Here is a 15,513-nt window from a genome sequence, read left to right on the forward strand (position 1 = left end):
AGCATCTGATCGCTTCCTGGTCCTGTCTTGGTTGAGGATGCTGGCTAGCGGAACGGTGATGAGTACTGTGGCGGGTATTCGACGAAATGAGACTAGATGATCAGCGAGAGCCTAGTGAGCCCGGACCTACCTTGAAGGCGGTGCACTATTGCCGCAATCGAAGACTACCGAGACGGTGGTGGTTGACAAGCCTGCCAAGGCCGGCATGACCAGGACCACCATCACGGTCACGCGCACTGACGTCACTCAACGGAAGCACCCCCGGCTATCACTAGCCCGGGGTGCTTGGTCTCGCTGGGCGCCTGCCAGATCGACCCCATGGAGCCGTTCAAGATCGGAGAGACGCTTAGCGGTCCCGAAGGCCGGGCAAGGGGTCGCCCCCTGAAGTAGTGTTAACGCGCCGAAATCCCCATCGCGCTAGGGTGAATCACGTTCGCGGACGAACCGGTGACCGTGCTCAGCGAAGACAAGGGCTGGAGCTTGCTATCACGCGTGCCGTTAGGCCGACTACTCACCATCATGGGCGGCGGGCCTTAACTTCGGGCTAGTTCTGCAGGGGCGGTGCTCCGCCGTGGTGAGTGAAAATGCGTGGTTGGTCGCCTCGGTGGGCGGCGCCGGTCGCTGAGGAGTGCTTGATGTGTTGGTGCTGGTCGGAGGATACTTGCTGGTGTTTCGGTCGACTCCGGACGCTCTATGGTGCCGGTGAGCCTGTGGGCTAGTTTGGTGCTGGACGGCACCCATTGTTATCCGTGCGGGAACCGTGGATTGTTGCCGCCGAGCACGAGTGTCAGAATCCTGTCTTTGCCCCACCCTCCCCGGAACATGCTCCTACACAAGATGATTCGTATCGGATCTGAGTCTGGAATGGTGGTGGGTGATGGATGTGGTGCATCCGCGGTGCGTGGGGGTCGATATCTCCAAGCGCTACGCGAAGGTGTGTGTGCGGATTCGGGGAAGCGGCAAGAGGCGCTCGCTGTCGACAGTGACGACATGGGCGCGGTGACCAGCCAGATCCTGGCCCTGCGGGAGCACCTGGCTGAGCAGAAGGTCACCTGTGTGGTTATGGAGACCACCAGTGATTAGTGGCGACCCTTCTACTACCTGCTCGAAGAACATTTCCAGGTGATGCTCGTCAACGCCCGCGACGTTCTTAATGTGCCGGGTCGTAAGCGGTTCAAGTAAGGTCCCGAGCCGGATCGCGAATCCACTTTTGCTTGACGACCGCCGCGCCGCCTGCGGCGTTTGGGCTTGGTCGTGGTTTTCCGGCACGTCTCAATCTGCCGTTCGGGGACAACGATCAGTGCCGCATGGCTGCGATCCAACACCACCCAGACGGCGGTGGTTGACAAGCCCGCCGAGGCCGACGAGCCCGACCGTCACCAACACTGGCCCAGCCCGGCCCCCGGTGCCTAGGCGGCGCCGGGGCTGGGCTGATGTGTCATCTGTGTCATCGCGCGTGATCCTCTCGATTGCGGGGGATGAGGAGCCAGACCGCCACGGCGGCGACCAGAGGTATCACCGCCAAGATCAGGCTGGTGGTGTGCAGTGCGGAGATGATGATCTCCTGGGTATCCGCTAAGACCCTGTGTGCCAGGTCCGGGCTCAATCCCCCGACATGGTCGGCATGTCCCGCGCCACGGGCGCGGGACGCCTCTAACGCATCGGCGGCTTGGGCAGGAGAGACACCGGTGCCGGCCAGCCCCGCCCCGGCGCGTGCGGCGTAGAACGTGGTGGTGAGCAGGGTGACCACAGTGGGGCCCAGCGAGTAAAAGGACTGGCCGGCGCCAGGTTTGACCGCTGCCACCGAGCCCTCCAACCCGGGGGAGGCGTAGCTCATCATGACGCTGGCCTGTGGTGGCTCGACCAAGCCGGCGCCGGCACTGAGCGTCACCATGCCCAAGCCGATCACAACCAGCGATGTCTGGACACCGAAGGTGGCGAACACGACGGCCGCCAGGGCGAGCAACCCAAGACCGGACAGCATGGTGGCCCGCGCCGAGGTCCGCATCATCAGGCGACCAGCAAGGACGGCTGAGGGTGCCTGGGTAGCGGCGCCTAGCACCAACAGCAGGCCCAACACGGTGGGCGAATACCCGCGGACCACCGTGGCGTAGTAGCTCAGGACAAGAATGAGCCCTGCCATCAGGAAGTTGAAAGCGCACCCGGTGATGACCGCAGCATTGAACGGCCCGGCCCGGAAGATGCGCAGGTCCAGGGCGGGCTGGTCGGTGCGTTGCTCCCACCAGACGAAGAACGTCCCGGCGGCCAGCCCGATTAACAGCGGTAGCGCCGCCGCGGCAGGTCCGTGGCTGAGGCGCGAGAGCCCGTAGACCAGACTGACCAGCATGAGGCCGGCCGCGGCAATGCCGGGGTAGTCGATCCGGCGGCCGCGGATGCAAAACGTCTCGGGGACGAACCGCAGCGTGATGGGGATGGTGAGCAACGCCGCGGCCGGGGCGACGAGTAACGCCCAGCGCCACCCCAGCGACTCGACCAGGACGTTGCCAACCAGCGGCAGCGGGGCGGCCACCAAGAATGCGGTGCCGAGGAAGAGGCTGATGGCCTTGGCTCGCTGCGCGGGCGGAAAGACGGCGTTGATGATCGCCAGAGACAGTCCCAGCAGGAAGGCGAAGCAGACGCCGGTCAGGGCACGGGTCACCATCAGCATCACGGCGTTGAGCGAGACCGCGGCGAGCAGACCGCCGACGATCACGCCGACCAAGCCGAAGAGATACATCCGGCGCTTGCCGTAGATGTCGCCCAGCGTGCCAGCGGCGAGGATGGTTGCGGCCAGCATGAGCGTGGCCAGGCTCGCGGTGAATCCGGCGGCGGCGGTGGACATGTGGAGGCCCTCCCGCACCGGCACCAAGTTGCTGGAGAAGATGGTCGGGTCGGCGCCGGTAATGGCAAAACCCAGGCCCATGGCGAGCACGGTCATCCACTGGCGAAAGGTCAGCGTGTCGTGAGCCGACCGGGTTTGGGTGTATGGAGCAGCCATTGGGGGTGTTCCTCCGCTTGATGTGTGGGTGGTCGTGTTATCCGGCGGCGGGGGAGCCGACCACGATGAGGCGGCGACGCAGGCCGTTGCGAGGCGCGCTGGCGCTGCCTTCGCCGGCGGCTGAGCTCAGCGGCGGCAGACCGCCCAGCATGGGAGCGGCCGCATCCGGTGCGGCCATCGAAGTGGATGCCAGCCCGGGGCTCGGCAACGCCGTGGCGGCGTGGTGCACGCTCGGAGCTGCGGCGCCCCAACTATGTGGTACCGACAATGCCCCGATCGAACCGGCTCGACCCAAACTCGCCGACACTGTCCCGACCCGGCCCAGACCCGGCATCTTGAGTCCGAAGTTGGTGGCCGCCGACGCCAACGGCGCAACAGCCTCGGCGGCGGCCTGCCCCACCGACATGAACGACCTCAGCACCGACGTGATGGACATCGTCGCCGACGTACCCCCGGCGCCGACCTCGATCGGCGTCAACATCCCTTCTTCCACCGTGACCACGCCAGCGACTAACGGACGGACGGCGAACCATTTCAGCAACTTTGGCACCCCGATGATCAGCTGTGACAACTTCGCTGCGGTACCGGCAACCGCCGCGGCGCCTTGACTGACCGCTAGGCCGGCCGCGCGGGTCACCTGCGGCGGCACGGTGAACGGGATCAATCGGGTGGCGGCCGCTGCGGCGCCGGCATACCCGTACATCGCGGCGGCGTCTTGGGCCCACATCATGGCGTAGTGGGCCTCGGTCGTCGCGATCGCCGGCGTGTTCTGGCCCAGGACGTTGGTCGCTACCAGAGCCATCAACAGCGCGCGGTTGGCCGCGATCTCCGCTGGCGGCACTGTCATCGCGAACGCCGCCTGGTAAGCGGCCACGGCCGCCTTCGCCTGGATGGCGGTCTCCTCGGCCTGCCCGGCAGCGATGCCCAGCCACGCCAGGTAGGGGGCGGTCGCGGCCGTCATCGCCGCCGAGACCGCACCTTGCCAGGGCCCGCCAACCAGCCCCGAGATCACCGACCAGCATTGGGCGGAGGTGGTGTACAAGCTGGCGGACAGTCCGTCCCAGGCGGCCGCGGCAGCAAGCAGCGGCCCGGCGCCGGCCCCGGCATACATGCGCGCGGAGTTGATCTCCGGCGGCAAAGCTGCGTAGTCCATCGCTGCCCGTCCGCTCAGCCGACCGCAGCGGCGTTGGTGGCCTCGGCGACCGCATAGGAGGCGGCGCTGGTGCCCAATGTGGTCACCAACTGGTCGTGAATGGCCGCGGCCTGGGCGCTGACCTGCTGGTACAGCAAGGCGTGCGCGGCGAACTGAGCCGTAATCAGCCCGGAAATCTCGTCGGCAGCAGGTGGCAAAATCGCGGTGGTCGTGGCTGTCGCCGCCGCATTGTGCGCGTTCATCGCCGAGCCGATACCCAGCAAATCTCCCGCCGCCGCCAGCAGTGCCTCCGGCTGGGTAGTCACGAATGACATGTGCTTACCTCCCTGTGAGTTGACCTGTCAGCTGGTCTCCGAGTTGGTCCTATGTGACCAAGTGCTCTCTATGATCGAGACCACAGCACTGCTGCCCAAGGGCGAAAATCACCCAATCCAACTCGATAGATGGTGCAAAAGTGTGCGCTCGCTGCGCACTCGGTGCATCACCGCTGGGTCGCCCGCCGGCGGCTGCCGCACTCTGGGCCGATGCCGTTCTGCAGGGTCGGTCCGGCGGCATGGATTCGCGGACCTCGTCACGCTCGACCGCGGCCCCCCGGCCGCAGCCACCAACCCCGTTGCTCGGCATTGCGATTCGTGACCACTACATCGCTTGCCGTGCCGGCGCCGGGTTGATTCGGGTCAACCGAAAGTTTCTGTCACCAAACAGGTTTCATGCCAAGTCCCCCAAATATGTTGGCCTGCTTGGCGGTATAAGCAGCGCCCGCCTGCCGCTTCCGAGAGTGCCGGCTACGTGCGGTACCGCGCGGTGCCCTGCGGTCAACGCATCCTGACGCCCGGATCGCGATAGCTTGGCGCGCAGCTTCGACAAGGTAAAACGATTGTTCTCGACGTCGTAAAAGAACCGCACCGGCCGGAACGTCAAGTACACCAGCAGCAGGATGACCAGCGTCAGCCGCGCCGTCCAGCTCTTGACGCCATGCGCCTTTGTTGTCCTGGTATAACGCGTGATGTACCGATAAAAGTCGCGCGCCGAGGATTCCAGCCGCCGCCCTGATATGCCTGCGGCCATTGTCGGCTCGTACGCAATCTCGAAATTGTTCTTGAACAGCGTCAGGGCAAGGTCGATATCCTCGTGCAGTTGGTCTTCGGGATCCAGCCGGGTCAGCTGACGGACCGCACGCCATGCCGAATTCCGGATTGCCATGTTGGCCCCCAGGAGAAACCGTTGATCCGTTGCATTGCGCTGCAGATAGCTACGGATCCGGTGGTCGCCCCGGAAACCCAGCATGCGCAGGGGCATGTCGTAGTACAGAACCGGACCGGTCGCCGCATCAACGGCGGGGTCGGTAAATCGGCGGCGAAGGGCCTCCACCCAGTAGTTGGGAACGACGGTATCGGCGTCGATGCGGCCGATGACATCGCTGCGCGCATGGTCAAATCCATGGTTGCGCGTCGGGATGAGCCCCTGATGCTCATTCTGTTCGAGCAGGCGAATGGTTAGCTGCGGGTTGTATCTTTGATACTGGCGCACCAGCGCCGGGGTATCGTCGGTCGATTTGTTGTTCACCACGATTATCTCGTCGGGTGCGGTGGTCTGGGCGATGCATGATTCCAGACATCTGCCGATCAAGCGCGCCTCGTTATAAGCCGGGATAACGATTGTCACGGACGGTTGATGGGATGCGCCGGTAACCCGAATTTCTGAAGCGGGTAACAGTCCGCTATGACACTTGCCCGGTGATGTGGTTTTCATTGTTTTCCCCATTCGAATGCTCGGCGGCGTCACGAGTAACCGTGTGGCCGCGCGGCTGCCATCGCCGCCGACGACCTGTGATCCATGGTCGCTATTGGCGCTATCGCCGGCCAAGGGCAATGCCTCCCAATCCAGCCGATAAATGGTGCAAAAGTGTGCACCGCCGGTCTAGGGTGAGTGGGTGGTGTGGCAACGCCCGTCCCCGCAGGTGTGTGAGCTGATCCGTCAGGGAGCGCGGATCGTCCTGGATGCCCCCCAGGAGTGGCTTCACGAATTCGATAACGCATCCATGACGTCAAACCCGTCGGTTGGTGAGGACCCGGTGCTAGCGGAGGCCACCCGACGCAGTATTCGTTCCAGCATGATGCACTGGGCTGCAGCGAATGTCAGTAACCCGGGCGCTCCGGTGCCGGCCAATCTGGGCCCCGAGCCGCTGAGCATCGCGCGCGACATGGCGCGCCGCGGTCTGCAGCCGTTCACCTTCCGCCCCGCGCAGACTATAGGCTGGCGACTCTGGATGGATACCGTCTTCAAGCTCACTTCCGACCCCGACGAGCTGCGTGAGCTGCTGGACGTCTCCTTTCGGTCCATCAGCGATTTCATCGACGCTACGGCTGCCGGTATTGCCGCCCAGATGCAGCGCGAACGCGACGAACTGACCCGCGGCACCCACGCCGAGCGCCGCGAAGTCACCGCGCTGATCCTCGACGGCGCCCCGATCAGCCGCCAGCGCGCCGAAGCGAGGTTGGGCTACGCGCTGAACCGCGCCCACACCGGTGCGGTCATCTGGAGCGACGAGCCCGACGGCGACCTCGGCCAGCTCGACCGAGTGGCCGACGGGTTCGGCCGCGCCGCTGGTTTTGCGCGGCCGTTGACGGTGATCGCCAGCGCAGCCACCCGGTGGGTGTGGGTGGCCGACGCCGCGCTCGACGTCGAGCAGGTGCACCGGGCGGTCGAGGATACTCCCGGCGCGCGAATCGCCATCGGTGCCACAGCTAAAGGAATCGAAGGCTTTCGGCGCAGCCACCTCGAGGCGCTCACCACCCAGCGCATGGTGGCCGGGCTGCGATCGCGCCAGCGGGTGGCGTTCTTCGCCGACGTTCAGTTGATCGCACTGATCACCCAAAACATGGAAGGCGCAGACGATTTCATCAAGAACACGTTGGGGGACTTCGAGTCGGCCAGCCCCGAACTACACAAGACCGTGCTGACGTTCGTCAACGAGCAATGCAGCATCGGTCGCACGACTCAACGTCTCTACACCCACCGCAACACCCTGCTGCGCCGACTCGACCGCGCTCAGCAACTCCTGCCTCGACCGCTAGAGCGCAGCAGCGTGCACGTTGCCGTCGCGCTCGAGGCCTTGGGGTGGCGCGGTAAACCTACCGAACTTTAGGGTCGCCCCACTCCGCCAGCTGCCATATGTCTACACCAAAATCCCCCGGTGCTTCACTCCACCCGGACGGAGCAATCGTCGTCGGCCCGGCTGATCGCCGTTGCCCCGGATTAGCGGCAATAACACCAATATCACAGCGAACACGGCGGTCGCGGCGCTACGCATGAGGTAGTTCCCCGTTGCAGACCTCTTGCTGTCGCTCGCTGGCAGGTCAGACATTCGTCTGGGTGGAGGGCAGGAACCGTCCGAAATCGCGAGACTGCCCCAGGTCGGCCGAGTAGCCGGATACCTGCGTGTAGGCGATGCGGCCGTTGATGATCACGGTGTGCACGGCGTCGTCGTTGCGATTGACGACGCGGTCGACGCCGAAGGCGTCGGGAGCCGGTGCCTCGGTCACCTCGAAGACCTGGTCGGTGAGCCCGTCGGGGTTGATCACGACGACGTCGGCGCGGGCACCCACGCGCAGGCGGCCGGCTTCGACGCCCCACCAGTCAGCCAGGTCCGAGGTCAGCTTGCGCACCATCTCGCCGACGGTGATCTTCGGCCGTGGCGATTGGGCGGCCCGCTTGGCCATTGTGAGGGCGCGCAGACCGAAGTTGTAGTTCGCCAGGCTCCGCAGATGTGCGCCGGAATCGGCGAACCCGACCTGGGTGCCGGGGCTGGCCAGCAAGGCGAGCACGATGTCGGGGCGGTGATTGCCCACCACGGTGTACCAGCGCAACTTCTCACGCCAGGTAGCGGCCAGATCGAGGAATACCTCGGCGGGGTGTTGGCCGCGCTCGCGGCTCAAGTCTTCGAAGGTGCGGCCCACCACCGATTCGTCGGGGCAGTCGATAATCATCGCGTCGTCGAAGCGCCGGTTCCACAGTCCGTTCATCATGAATCCGCCCATGTCTTTAATGAATGCGGCCCGGAATTTCGGGTCGCTCAGTAGCCCGTACTGGTCCTCGGCTGTGCGCAGGTTGCGCAGCGTGACGCCGCTGCTGAACTCCTCGAACGCCGCGAAATCCACCCCGTCGGTGAATATGGTCATTGGGCCGGGCAGCGCCTGAAATCGTAAGTCGCCCTTGAGTAACCGGTTGGTCACTAATGCCAGCAGGCGCGCCATCCGGTGCAGCATCGGGTTGGACTTGAAGTCCAGCGCAGTCAGCAGGCTGGTACGCAGCGGCCGACGGCCGATGCCAGCGGCGGTCAGCGCAAACGCCAGCACGTTGACCTGAGTTTCGGCGTTGGGAGCGCTCTGCAGAATCCGGCCCCTCCGGCGCAGCCGCTTGTGCAGCCGCCGGTACTCGCCCCACCGGGCGAACGTCGACGGCAAGGGTTCAGCCCAGGCCCGGTCACCGGCCAGCTTGTCCCGCCGGGTGGTCATCGTCGACAACCCCAGGAAACCCTCGTCGAGCGCGTCGTCGAGAATGCGTTCCATCGCCGCCATCTGGGCGGCGCTGGGCCTAAAGTGCTTGTCTGTGGCGGCTTCTAACCCCAGCACACCGACGCGCAGATCGCTGTGACCCAACATGGCCGCGACGTTGGGGCCCAACGGCTGCTGCTGCAGCCACTGGCGGTATTCGCGTGGCGTGCTCCAGGTCTTGGCCTGCTGCAAGATCGTCTTGATGCCAGAATGCGGAATCGCCTCCACGCGGGCGAAAAGATCCGCTGAATCCTCGGAGTCCACGGTCACCATGCTCAGCGAGCAGTTACCGGTAACCACCGTGGTGACGCCATGTCGTACCGACTCCGGCAGCCCAGGGGAGGTCACAACCTCGGCGTCGTAGTGCGAGTGGATCTCCAAAAAGCCTGGTGTGACCCATTTTCCGTCGGCTTCGATCACCTCATCGAAGCTGCCGGGGTTCAGCTCCTGCGCGGAGACATTGATCACCACGCCGTCGGCAATCGCGACGTCACGAACAACGCCTGCCGATCCGCTCCCGTCGAACACCAGCCCGCGCGAAATCAGCACTCGGGTGCCCGGCCGGCTGGCGAATGTAGTGGTACCCATTCAGATGGCTCCTTTTAGCTGGGCTCGGCGACGACGCCGGGAAAGTGATCGGTCATGGGGTTATCGTCTGTGCGGCAATAACATTCGACGTGCGACAGGTGCGCGTCGGGAGGTGGCCCGCCCGCTTTCATGATCGGCACCAAGCTAATGTGCCGCTAGGGCTATAGCGTCCCAATTCGTCCGAAAAATGGTGCAAAAGTGTGCACCGCAAGCCCGGGCGAGGCGTTACGATGGCGACAGGTTGGTGGCAAGTTTGCACCTTCCGCGGCTTTGAATTTCTGAAATCCCAACTCGCAGTTGCATTCTGGTCACAGGGATGTTGCGCGTGTGCGTCCAAGCGCCTACCGAACAAGGAGGTCTGATGACCAGCGACGCCGATGCTATCTATCTCAACGGTGTCATTGTCACCATCGACGACGAGCAGCCAACGGCTGAGGCGGTCGCCATCAAAGATGGCCGCATTGTCGCGGTCGGAACTCGCCACGACGTGGTCGCCCAGCACCAAGGGCCGGCTACTCGGCAGGTAGACCTTGCCGGCAAGACCTTGCTACCGGGCTTCATCGACCCACACAGCCACTACATCAACGCACTCACGGTCGCTAACCAGGTCAACGTGTTCGCGCCGCCGGCAGGCCCCGGAACAGATGTCGACGCCATCGTCGCGGAACTGAAAAATTTCCGCGACGCGCGCAACATTCCTGAGGGGGAGTTGATTATCGCCTACGGCTACGACGAGACGGTCATGCCTAACGGACGCACGCTGCATCGCGAGGACCTCGACCGGGACTTCCCGAACAACCCGGTGCTGGTCGGGCACGTTTCGCTGCACGGCGCGGTGCTCAATTCGGCGGCGCTGAGCAAGTTCGGCATTTCGGCGAGCACCGTGACGCCGCCCGGCGGTGTGATCGTGCGCAAGCAAGGGTCGGATGAACCTGACGGGCTGATCATGGAGACGGCGTTCCTGCCGGTCTTCGGTTCGCTGCCCAAGCCCACGCCGGACCAGGAGGTCGAGTGGAGTATTGCCGGCCAAAAGCTATACGCGGCAGCCGGTATCACCACCGCCCACGAAGGATTAACGCACGCGGCCGATATTGCGCTGCTGCAGCGGGTGGCCGCCGGTGGCGCTACCCTCATCGACGTTGTCGCCTACCCGTTCATCCTCGAACTTGACGAGGTTCTCCACGACAACCCGCCCGAGACATTTGGGGCCTACCGCAACCGCGTCAAGCTCGGTGGCGTGAAGGTCACTCTCGACGGTTCGCCGCAGGGCCGGACGGCGTATTTCACCACGCCGTACCTGGTCGACGGACCCGATGGGGAGAAGAATTGGACCGGCCAGCTCGGCTTCCCGCAAGAGACCGTCAATTCCTGGTTCAAGCGTGTCTACGATCTCGGTCTGCCACTGAATATCCACGCCAACGGTGACGCCGCCATTGACGTGCTGCTGGCGGCGCACGAATATGCCGCGGCAGACGATCTCGGTAAAGATCGCCATACCACGGTCATTCATTCTCAGTTTGTGCGTCGCGACCAGCTTGACAAGTACGTCGAGTACAAGCTAATTCCCTCGCTGTTCACCGAGCACGCGTTCTACTTCGGCGACACTCATGTGCGCCAGCGCGGCCAGGAGCAGGCCCATTTTCTTAGCCCGATGCGCACCGCTATCGACCTCGGCTTGCGTCCGACCAATCACACCGACTTCAACGTCTCACCGCTGGACCAAATGGTGGTGGTGTGGTCGGCGGTCAATCGCATCTCACGTAGCGGTGAGGTCATCGGCGCCGATCAACGCGTCACCGCCCTCGAAGCCCTCAAGGCGATCACGATCAACGCGGCCCACCAGTACTACGAGGAGCACTCCAAGGGCTCCATCACGATAGGCAAACTCGCTGACCTGGTGATCTTGGACAACAATCCGGTCACCGTAGACCCTATGCAGATCAAAGACATCAAGGTCGTCGAAACGATCAAAGAGGGGCGCACGATCTACCGGCGACCTGGCTCGTGCTGACCCCGGCCAATCACGCAGAGCGGCGAATGCTCCGACTGCGCCTGAGGCCACTCTTGAGGATCAGGTCGCGTTCCGACTCAGACAAACCACCCCACACGCCGTAGGGCTCGCCGACGTCAAGAGCGTGGGAGCGGCACTCCTCGATCACCGGGCAGCGTTGGCACATTTCTTTGGCCCGCTGCTCACGCAGCATGCGCGCGCGACCCCGCTCACCGTCGGGATGGAAAAACATCGATGAGTCGACGCCGCGGCACAGGCCCTGCAATTGCCAGTTCCAGATGTCGGCGTTGGGCCCAGGTAGCTGCTCCGGCTGTGGCATTGCTTAATCCCTCTCTGCACGGCACCTCCACGTGGAGGTACGTTCGCGAACGCGCGAGTTGTGCAACTGATACTTCAGAGGCGTCACCGATGACTACCTGACAAAGGTAAACGCTAGGGGCGCTGCCGATTTTCCGTCAATAGCCGTGCTTAGCGACACAATACCTGGACATTTGGTCAGAATTAACTCTGCGTTCATCTGTCGCGCATTTGCCAAAGATGTAGCACGCTAACGTAACCGGCTCGATACCGGATTTTCCCTGGTCAGCGGGCTGCTGTGAACCCGCTGTAATTAACCGGCAGATAGCTGTGTGTAATACTTCCGTAACATAAAAAGCACAAACTTTTTACCGCCAATGGCCGCTCTAACGGGCGGCGCCGGACGCGCTTTGCCCACCCTTTTTACATATTCGCGCTGCCGTAGCGTGGCAGCAGCGGCCAGGGAACGGTGGCGACGTAAGGCTCGTAAGGCTCGACCGGCACCGCGGCATTTCTGCAGCGCGGTGATCCGGCACTAGCTAGGCCGCCGAACCGATCCGTTGCTGGCTGCCTAACTGCGTGGCCAAGCTCAGCAACTGAGCCGCCAATCGCGGATTGCTGAGCTGTAGTGCCTCGAACGCCGCCGTCAATTGGGCCAGCAGCGCCGGATTGCCCGCAACCGCCGCAAGCTGCTGGCCAGTGCCGCACCTCAAGCGCGGCTAACGTGCTTCTCGCCTGGTTGGTGGCAACGGTGGCCAGCTGCCCAAGGTTTGCTGTTGCATCGTTGCCGGCGCACGGCGCCACCGACCTGCCTCCTGATGTTCAAACTCTTTGGCCGCGATGGCCGGCGCGTTGAGCCCAGGATATTCGAGAGTGCCAGCGACACCAGCTGCTTGCGGTTGAGTGTGACCAAATGTTTGGCGTTTTGACGAAGTGCAATGTGATTAAGGTGCAGCTATCACTGTGAGCGAAATGGCACACGCCTCAGCAAATGAGTCGGAGATTGAGTCGAAGTTGGCCGACGCCGCCTTCGGATGCAGTCCCGGCAGCTGGCCGCTGCCGATGGCGACTACGCCTCGGCAACTGTGGCTGCGCGCCGTGGCGGCTGGCGGGCAGGGCCGTTACGGCGCGGCGTATAGCGATCTGGCTTTGCTACGCCGCGGCGCTCCGGTAGGCCCGCTGGCCTCACTGGCGCACAGCACGCAGGGCTCGTTTCTGCGCCAGCTCGGCTGGCACACGCTGGCGCGAAGGTGGGACGGTCGCGCTCTAGCATTGGCCGGGAGCGACCCCTCCGACGCCGACGCCCGTGCCGATGCGTTGATCGGACTGGCCGCCGACGCGTTGGGTGTCGGCCGCTTGGCTGCATCGGCGACATTGTTGGCGCGTGCCGACAAGGCGTTGGACGGGGCCCAGCTGCCGGGCTCGGTAGCCGACCGGCTGGCGGTGCGCCGCCGCTGGGTGGCCGCCGAGTTGGCGATGGCCTCCGGCGCTGGGCCAATGGCTGTCGACCATGCCACCGAGGCGGTTCGCCTGGCGAAGACGGTGCGACATCAGGTCAAAAGCGACGTGGTGCTGGCCGCGGCCTGGTGCAGCGCCGGCGATACCGAGCGGGCCAGTGTCGTTGCTGACGGGGCGCTGAACGCTGCCGGTCGCTGGAACCTGATTCCGCTGCGTTGGGCGGTGGCTTGCTTGCTGATCGATATCGGTAGCGTCACGTTTCCGGTACAGCGGTTGCGCCAAATTCGCGATATCTGCGCAGATCAGGTGCGGCGCGCCGGTGGAACCTGGCGTACCGCGTGAAACGCATCTTGGCCGTTATTGTCGAGCCGGGAAGTTAGCCCCGGGATGTGTCCCGATCGTAACTTTGGAGATACCGCCGTCGATGACAATTCAGGGAGAACGTCTCGACGCTGTGGTTGCCGAGGCCGTGGCAGGAGACCGCAACGCGCTCAGGGAGGTGCTGGAGACCATTCGCCCCATCGTCGTGCGCTATTGCCGAGCGCGAGTCGGCACGGTTGAGCGAAGTGGCCTGTCAGCCGATGACGTGGCACAGGAGGTGTGTTTGGCCACCATAACGGCGCTGCCGCGCTACCGGGACCGTGGACGCCCGTTCCTGGCCTTCCTGTACGGCATCGCGGCGCATAAGGTCGCCGACGCCCATCGCGCCGCTGGCCGTGATCTCGCCTATCCGGCCGAAGAGGTACCCGAGCGTTGGTCGGCCGACGCCGGACCGGAACAGCTGGCCATCGAAGCCGACTCGGTCAGCCGGATGAACGAATTGCTCGAAATATTGCCCGCCAAGCAGCGCGAGATCCTCATCCTGCGCGTTGTTGTCGGCCTCTCTGCCGAGGAGACCGCGGCTGCCGTCGGCAGTACCACGGGAGCGGTGCGAGTGGCCCAGCACAGGGCACTTCAGCGGCTCAAAGACGAAATCGTTGCGGCAGGTGACTATGCGTGAATTTGGTTTTGATCAACTCGGTGTCGATGACGTGTCTCGTACCGATTTGCTCCTTGATGCGCTCGCCGACCGTGCGGAGATCGATCTAGACGATCCACCTGACGACGCGTTGGCCGCACTGCTGGCGCAGTGGCGCGATGACCTCAGATGGCCGCCGGCCAGCGCGCTGGTTTCACCTGAGGAGGCGGTGGAGGCGCTGATCGTAGGGACGGCGGAGCGCCGCCGGTCTCGCCGCGCGCTGGCGGCCGTCGGGTCGGTAGCCGCGTCGCTGTTGGCGCTGAGCGGGTTCGGTGCGCTGGTGGCCGATGCTCGGCCCGGAGATGCGCTGTATGGGCTACACGCGATGATGTTCAACGAGCCGCGGGTTAGTGACGATCAAATCGTGTTGTCCGCCAAGGCTGATTTGGCCAAGGCCGAGCAAATGATCGCCCAGGGTCAGTGGGACCAGGCTGAGACCCAGCTGGCCGAAGTCAGCAGCGCCTTGCAGGCCGTCAACGACGGCAGCAGCCGGCAGAACCTGTTGAACGAGTTGAACCAGCTGAACACCAAGGTGGAAAAGCGTGATCCCAATGCGACTTTGCCGCCCAGTTCGCCATCGCAGTCCGAACTTTCGGCCGCCGAAACCGAGCCGCCGGTCGCGACGTCGGCATCGGTGTCCGAATCGTCAACAACATCCGGAGCGACGGAATCGACAGTGCCGACCAGTCCGGTGACGTCGACCAGCGTGACCAACGATTCGACCCAGCGCTCAACACCCACGTCGAAACCAAATGCCAGTCCCACTTCGGTGATGCCCACCCCTACCGAACCCGGCTCAGCGCCGGCACTGGCAGGCGAAGCCGGCTAGGAACAAGTCGCTTGGTGGCGGCTTTGCTGGCGGCTTTGCTGGCGGCTAATGCCGCCGGTGAAACCCGTCTGCGTCGGACGTCGCTTCGTTGAGCGAGGCATCGGCGTACCCGCGGCAGTAATCCCACGTGACGTAGGCGTCCGGCTCGGGATCGTAGGCCGGCTCGTGCGGGCGGACAGTGCCATCGATCAGCAGTTGCAGCAGGTTGGCGCGCAGCATGTCCCAGTCGTGATAATGGTCCTGCTGGCAGTCGTCGCAGCACACCACTAGTCCGCGAATTCCCTTGTGCGCCAACAACGCTTCGTAGACAGCCAGATCAGCCAAGTCGGCCTCTACCGCCAGCCGCTCCTGTTGATCGAGGGGTTGGCCGGGCTCAACGGCGTCCAGCGCCGCCGACGGGTCACAGGGGTCGTCGGCAAACGGATCGGGCGGCAAACCCGGTGGGAGTTGGTCGCGCACGTCTCTACACTACGCAGGCAGACGGTCATCGCGCCAGAAATTGAGCCGGGCGTGCCGTTCGGGATAGTTGGGCGCACAGGACAGTGTGGGACAGCTTATGGGCTGGACTGCCCGGCTCCGCTCACTGCGGTTCGTGGCGTGCGTTG

General features: G+C 64.2%; 13 protein-coding genes and 2 pseudogenes. 7 read left to right on the forward strand and 8 right to left on the reverse strand.

The window, feature by feature from the left end; genetic code table 11:
- Positions 1–163: 163 nt before the first annotated feature.
- Positions 164–240: pseudogene (locus F0Q45_RS30180) on the forward strand (hypothetical protein); the annotation flags it as partial.
- A 637-nt stretch (positions 241–877) separates the two neighbouring features.
- Positions 878–1,170 (forward strand): annotated as a pseudogene (locus F0Q45_RS11480) (IS110 family transposase); the annotation flags it as partial.
- Between the two features lie 277 nt (positions 1,171–1,447).
- On the opposite strand, the gene F0Q45_RS11485 reads toward F0Q45_RS11480, so the two are convergent.
- The 4 genes from F0Q45_RS11485 to F0Q45_RS11500 all read right to left on the reverse strand — a co-directional run bounded on the left by F0Q45_RS11485 (position 1,448) and on the right by F0Q45_RS11500 (position 6,017).
- Positions 1,448–2,998: an MFS transporter gene (locus tag F0Q45_RS11485; protein WP_149654074.1), complete on the reverse strand. Its 1,551-nt coding sequence runs from the start codon at positions 2,996–2,998 to the stop codon at positions 1,448–1,450.
- A 37-nt stretch (positions 2,999–3,035) separates the two neighbouring features.
- Positions 3,036–4,151, reverse strand: a complete 1,116-nt coding sequence (locus F0Q45_RS11490) for a PPE family protein (RefSeq protein ID WP_149654075.1) — start codon at positions 4,149–4,151, stop codon at positions 3,036–3,038.
- Positions 4,152–4,165: 14 nt separating this feature from the next.
- Entirely contained in the window at positions 4,166–4,465 is a 300-nt protein-coding gene (locus F0Q45_RS11495; RefSeq protein ID WP_149654076.1) for a PE family protein, read from the reverse strand.
- Positions 4,466–4,859: 394 nt separating this feature from the next.
- Positions 4,860–6,017 carry a glycosyltransferase gene (locus F0Q45_RS11500; protein WP_223163897.1) on the reverse strand — a complete coding sequence of 386 codons (1,158 nt, stop codon included), beginning with the start codon at positions 6,015–6,017 and terminating at the stop codon, positions 4,860–4,862.
- A gap of 67 nt (positions 6,018–6,084) precedes the next feature.
- Between F0Q45_RS11500 and F0Q45_RS11505 the strand changes: the two genes are divergently transcribed.
- Entirely contained in the window at positions 6,085–7,299 is a 1,215-nt protein-coding gene (locus F0Q45_RS11505; RefSeq protein WP_149654077.1) for an Rv1453 family transcriptional regulator, read from the forward strand.
- 211 nt (positions 7,300–7,510) lie between these two features.
- On the opposite strand, the gene F0Q45_RS11510 is transcribed toward F0Q45_RS11505, so the two are convergent.
- Complete coding sequence (locus tag F0Q45_RS11510) at positions 7,511–9,295, reverse strand: N-acyl-D-amino-acid deacylase family protein (protein ID WP_149654078.1); 1,785 nt, start codon at positions 9,293–9,295, stop codon at positions 7,511–7,513.
- A 361-nt stretch (positions 9,296–9,656) separates the two neighbouring features.
- On the opposite strand from F0Q45_RS11510, the gene F0Q45_RS11515 reads away from it, so the two are divergent.
- On the forward strand, positions 9,657–11,306 hold the full coding sequence (locus F0Q45_RS11515; RefSeq protein WP_149654079.1) for an amidohydrolase: 1,650 nt from the start codon (positions 9,657–9,659) through the stop codon (positions 11,304–11,306).
- A 10-nt stretch (positions 11,307–11,316) separates the two neighbouring features.
- Here the strand turns inward: F0Q45_RS11515 and F0Q45_RS11520 are convergent, their stop codons facing one another.
- Positions 11,317–11,625, reverse strand: coding sequence for a WhiB family transcriptional regulator (locus F0Q45_RS11520; RefSeq protein ID WP_149654080.1), 309 nt, complete (start codon positions 11,623–11,625; stop codon positions 11,317–11,319).
- Between the two features lie 517 nt (positions 11,626–12,142).
- Complete coding sequence (locus F0Q45_RS27640; RefSeq protein WP_188112890.1) at positions 12,143–12,316, reverse strand: hypothetical protein; 174 nt, start codon at positions 12,314–12,316, stop codon at positions 12,143–12,145.
- A gap of 250 nt (positions 12,317–12,566) precedes the next feature.
- On the opposite strand from F0Q45_RS27640, the gene F0Q45_RS11525 reads away from it, so the two are divergent.
- The 3 genes from F0Q45_RS11525 to F0Q45_RS11535 all read left to right on the forward strand — a co-directional run bounded on the left by F0Q45_RS11525 (position 12,567) and on the right by F0Q45_RS11535 (position 14,908).
- Positions 12,567–13,403, forward strand: coding sequence for a hypothetical protein (locus F0Q45_RS11525; RefSeq protein ID WP_373424960.1), 837 nt, complete (start codon positions 12,567–12,569; stop codon positions 13,401–13,403).
- 82 nt (positions 13,404–13,485) lie between these two features.
- Entirely contained in the window at positions 13,486–14,061 is a 576-nt protein-coding gene (gene sigD, locus F0Q45_RS11530) for an ECF RNA polymerase sigma factor SigD (RefSeq protein WP_223163898.1), read from the forward strand.
- Positions 14,054–14,908, forward strand: coding sequence for an anti-sigma-D factor RsdA (locus F0Q45_RS11535; RefSeq protein WP_149654094.1), 855 nt, complete (start codon positions 14,054–14,056; stop codon positions 14,906–14,908). Before sigD ends, F0Q45_RS11535 begins: the two co-directional genes overlap by 8 nt.
- Before the next feature lie 45 nt (positions 14,909–14,953).
- Here the strand turns inward: F0Q45_RS11535 and F0Q45_RS11540 are convergent, their stop codons facing one another.
- The gene (locus F0Q45_RS11540; protein ID WP_149654082.1) at positions 14,954–15,367 is read right to left on the reverse strand and encodes a DUF5319 domain-containing protein; all 414 of its coding nucleotides are present in this window, start codon (positions 15,365–15,367) and stop codon (positions 14,954–14,956) included.
- Positions 15,368–15,513 lie beyond the last annotated feature (146 nt).

Source organism: Mycobacterium simiae, assembly GCF_008370645.1.
GTDB classification, from domain to species: domain Bacteria; phylum Actinomycetota; class Actinomycetes; order Mycobacteriales; family Mycobacteriaceae; genus Mycobacterium; species Mycobacterium simiae_A.

Excerpts from the sequence above, each read along its gene's own strand:
- F0Q45_RS11485 (WP_149654074.1), bottom strand. The coding sequence starts at position 2,998 with ATGGCTGCTCCATACACCCAAACCCGGTCGGCTCACGACACGCTGACC.
- F0Q45_RS11490 (WP_149654075.1), bottom strand. The coding sequence starts at position 4,151 with ATGGACTACGCAGCTTTGCCGCCGGAGATCAACTCCGCGCGCATGTAT.
- F0Q45_RS11495 (WP_149654076.1), bottom strand. The coding sequence starts at position 4,465 with ATGTCATTCGTGACTACCCAGCCGGAGGCACTGCTGGCGGCGGCGGGA.
- F0Q45_RS11510 (WP_149654078.1), bottom strand. The coding sequence starts at position 9,295 with ATGGGTACCACTACATTCGCCAGCCGGCCGGGCACCCGAGTGCTGATT.
- F0Q45_RS11515 (WP_149654079.1), top strand. The coding sequence starts at position 9,657 with ATGACCAGCGACGCCGATGCTATCTATCTCAACGGTGTCATTGTCACC.
- F0Q45_RS11520 (WP_149654080.1), bottom strand. The coding sequence starts at position 11,625 with ATGCCACAGCCGGAGCAGCTACCTGGGCCCAACGCCGACATCTGGAAC.
- sigD (WP_223163898.1), top strand. The coding sequence starts at position 13,486 with ATGACAATTCAGGGAGAACGTCTCGACGCTGTGGTTGCCGAGGCCGTG.
- F0Q45_RS11535 (WP_149654094.1), top strand. The coding sequence starts at position 14,054 with ATGCGTGAATTTGGTTTTGATCAACTCGGTGTCGATGACGTGTCTCGT.